We start from the raw sequence: 4,030 nt of genomic DNA, 5'->3' as shown, positions 1-4,030 counted from the left end.
TAGCAATACAAAGGTTGTGATTATGGCTGTTACTTTCTTAGCAAACATCTAGACTCCTCCCATAACACGAAAATATGTAATTGAATAAATTCGTCATAGATATCAAATATCCTGCCTCAATGTTCTGGATTATGGAATTGGAGTTTTTATAATTCGGCAAAATACGTGTCCCTAATTTGAAAAAATAAGGCCGAGTCTAATTATTTAGTTTGTGTGCAGAAAAAGCCATAGGTATATTGTCCCTCTCTCCCTACTCGTCTCACAACAAAACTCCCTTGCGATTGCAAGGGAGTTTGAGAGATTTTTTGGATTAGAAGAAGAATTCAACTTGTGCACGATAGAATTTTTTATCGATGTTGGAATTTTTAACGCTTTCACCATCGAAGTAGCGAGTTTGAAGTTTCATGTTCTTTTGCAGCATGTATTCAAGACCTACTTCAACGCCTTTGTAACCAGCACCGGAAGCCCAAGTAGTATCTAGCACTGCATTATCTTCAAGTTTGAGGTATTGTGCCCAGAGACCATGGGAACCTTTGTCCTGAAGTTTAACACCTTTGTACCAGAGACCTGCTTGGTAAGCGGTGTCAAGGTCATCTGCTCCCGGAGCAGCTTCGAAATCAGATTTAGCATAGGAAGCTTTCAGAACTAAATTTTTAGCTACTTTAGTGTCTACACCAAGTTCATAGATGCTGATGTCATCATTCCAGTCGTTGTTATCAACATTGTAATAAGCAAACTGGAGGTTAGTAGTTTTTGAAGGCGAATAGGCCAAAACAACTGCTCCAAAGTCTGCATCAGTGTCTGAAACTATGCCATTGTATCCCTGTCCATCAGTATAACTCTTCTTGATATCATTATCTTCTTTACCATATACAAGGGTAGTTTTTAATTTGTTACCAAAAGTAAATTTGGCGCCATCTACATAGCTATCAAGAACAGTTCCGTAGATAGGAGCGAGTTCCATACGACCAACAGTCAATTCACCGCCAAATGCAGGACCGGAAACATTAAGGACATCAAATACAGAATTATCTTTATCATTAGCACGAATATTATTTTGAGCACCGGAATCCCGGAGATCTTCTTGTGATTCAAAACGAATATTAGCGGTCCACTCATCATTGATAGCGGCTTTAGCAGCTAAACGAATACGCGCAAGTTGTTGGTTGACTGTTTTGGAACCTTCAGTGTCATTATAGTTGTATCTCAGACGAACATTACCACTGAATTGAACTTTGCCAACTTTCTTTTCGAGGTTGTCAACGCGAACACCCAGGTTGTTCAGCTCGGTAGCATATTCAGCAGCAAGAGCATCAATGGTTTTCTTAATTTCAGGGTCAGCTTTGTCGCAGTTAGCCATAGCTTTAGCTACGATAGTAGCCATTTCATAACGAGTGATGCTGCTGTCACCTTTGAAGGTGCCATCGCCGTAGCCGGAGATGATGCCAGCTTGGGCAAGTTTGGTCACTGCGTCATAGGACCAGTGTTTTGCAGGAACATCAACAAAAGGATTGGAAGGTGCTGCCAGCGCAGTGCCGGCAACGCTCATTGCAAACACTGCTGCAAGAGCCATAGCGGTTTGTTTTTTCATGTGTAATCTGCCTCCTTAGGGTTTATAATTTTTATTTTCGAGCCGCCTAAGAAGTCCAGAAAGAGTGTCCACGTTTCCTCTTCATTTTCTTCTCAGTCAGCTCTTCTGTGCTATTATATTCTACACGAGGAAGCATATTCCTTCTTTTTGCGCAAATTTTGTTAAAAAAATTTCCCGCCACTGTGGACGGAAAGGTTTAACATCCATGTTTAGAAGAAAAATTCAATTTCGCTTCTGATGAATTCACCTTTACGGTTTTTATCAGCGGTTCTGAAGTTAGGTTTTGGCAAAATAACGTTCGGCCAAAATCACGGCAGCATAATCATCTACTGGAACAGGCGGCACTTGCAGGCTTGTTGGAATTAGGCGTCTTAAGCCCTTTGGCGGATGATCCTGCCAATAGCGCTGCCGGGCAGCGTCAGTGGAACGGTATTCGTCAACAGTAGCTAGGTTAATTTTTTGTCCGTTTATCTCGAGCGATTGAAGTTCTGCTTGCGCGGCTTTCGATGTGGTGCTATTACCAATGATTATGGTTGTCACCTCATAGCGTGCTGCCAAACGGGCAGTGGTTGCTACCAGTTCAGTAGTTGCAATAATGGCTTTGTAAATTACGCCTTGCTCTCTATGTACGACAGCCAGACCACATTTTTCCCGCCCTGGATCAATGGATAAGACCTGATTTTCAGCCATGTTATCATCGCACCTCTATCTCATCTAGAATAAGCTATTTCTTAGGATACCATATGTATGTAAATAATACAAAAAGGACGCCCGAGGGCGTCCTTAATGCTGCGGAATGCGATATTAGAATTTAACGTTAACGACAGCTTGGGTACGAGCACCGCCGTCGATTTCAGTACCGTCTTGATTTTCGAAGTCTTGGTATTTAAGGTTCAGAGTAGTGTTTTTCGCAACTGCACGGTCATAGCTTCCTTCCAGACCTTTGTAACCGTTCAAGCCTTTAACACCTTGCATGTCATTGTTCATGTTAGTGTATGGAGAGTTGGCACCATCTTCCACATCACGATACAGAGCGGTTAAACCAAGTTTGTTGAATTTCAGACCATATGCAGCAGCGTCAGCATTAGTAGAGCCATTGTCAAAGTTGTAGAATTCGGCAAGAGCACTTACACTGTTAGTCAGTTTGATGTCAACGTTAGCGCCATATGCATCTACATCATCAGCACCAGTAAGGTCATAGTTTACATAGTCAGCAGTAATGTTAGCAGCACCTAGTTTTGCACTGTATTCAGCACCATATACTTCGTTGCTGTCTCTCAAGTGACCGGCAAACAGTTTCAAGTTGCCTACTTCAGAAGCAACACCTGTCATAGAATAGTCATGCAGGAAACCATTGCCAAGTACCAGATCCTGACGACCAATAGTGTTAGTCAGGCCAAGAGCGTCGAAGGTAACGTTGGCCGAATCCAGTTTGATACCAGTCTTAGTAGTGTAATCATCGTTATAGTTCATGTTGTCGGTAGTCAGACGAGCATTGAACTTCATGTTATCGTTGATTTTGCCGTCAAAGGTTACACGGGCACGGAAATCAGTGTTGTCATAGCTGTCGCTGTTAGCATAACGTACACGGGCGTCACCGGAGATCTTAACCATTTTGTCAACTTTTTGATCAATAGCGTCTACTTTGATACCCATGCTATTCAGTTCGGTAGCAAATTCTTGTGACAATTGATCAACGGTTTCTTTTTGGTCGCTGTTAAGGTCTTTTTGCATTGCTGCTGCAACAATGGAAGCCATTTCGTAACGGCTAATGGTTTTGTCACCTTTGAAAGTGCCATCTTCATAACCTGTTACTATACCGGCTTGTGCTAATTTGTTTACAGCATCATAAGCCCAGTGTTTTGCAGGTACATCGGAAAAGGGATTAGCGAAGGCAGGAACGGCGAAGGCTACGGTAAGAGCGCTGGTTACAGCTAATTTGAGAAGTCTTTTGTTCATTAGAGAATCCCCCTTGAAGAATTATTTTAATTTCGCGGGTGTTGCCACCAGCATATCGGGATAATTACCCGTTCAAGGGGGAGGGCTCTGAATGAGTGTCCACGTTTCCTCAATCTGTCCTTCCTCTCTGCAGGGCTTTCTCTCGATATGCACCTGCCGCATTCCGCAGGATTTATGTTAACATAATTTCGACACGTTTTCAAGGATTCCTGCTCAATTCGCAGATGTAAGTTTTGGTAAAATCCTTGATTTATAAGCATTTGTTGCCAACGCAATCGTGTCGTGATAATCGTTATGTTGTTTACATAACTAATTATCATGTTATATATATTCGGCTAAAAAAAACAGAATCCTGCTTAATAAGCAGGATTCGTATATGGTAAATTATGGGACTTTTTTAATCGTAATTTCAATTCGTATCGGTCCGCCGGTGTAGGTGTCCTGTTCAGTTACGGCTGCAAGCTCAATTTTGCCGCGTTG

Annotated in this window: 3 protein-coding genes; all 3 read right to left on the bottom strand. The window is 42.2% G+C overall.

Features of this window, described 5'->3' with window-relative positions:
* Positions 1–310: 310 nt before the first annotated feature.
* The gene (locus AC29Z1_RS03815) at positions 311–1,591 is read right to left on the bottom strand and encodes an S-layer homology domain-containing protein (protein ID WP_488270134.1); all 1,281 of its coding nucleotides are present in this window, start codon (positions 1,589–1,591) and stop codon (positions 311–313) included.
* A 276-nt stretch (positions 1,592–1,867) separates the two neighbouring features.
* A complete protein-coding gene (locus AC29Z1_RS03810) occupies positions 1,868–2,281 on the bottom strand; it encodes a RuvC family protein (protein WP_488270133.1) in 414 nt (137 codons plus the stop codon).
* Between the two features lie 114 nt (positions 2,282–2,395).
* On the bottom strand, positions 2,396–3,550 hold the full coding sequence (locus tag AC29Z1_RS03805) for an S-layer homology domain-containing protein (RefSeq protein ID WP_488270132.1): 1,155 nt from the start codon (positions 3,548–3,550) through the stop codon (positions 2,396–2,398).
* Positions 3,551–4,030 lie beyond the last annotated feature (480 nt).

The sequence above is a fragment of the Sporomusa sp. genome, from assembly GCF_057736855.1.
The sequence above is the reverse complement of the archived record's forward strand: the minus strand, read 5'-3'. Positions and strand labels throughout refer to the sequence as shown.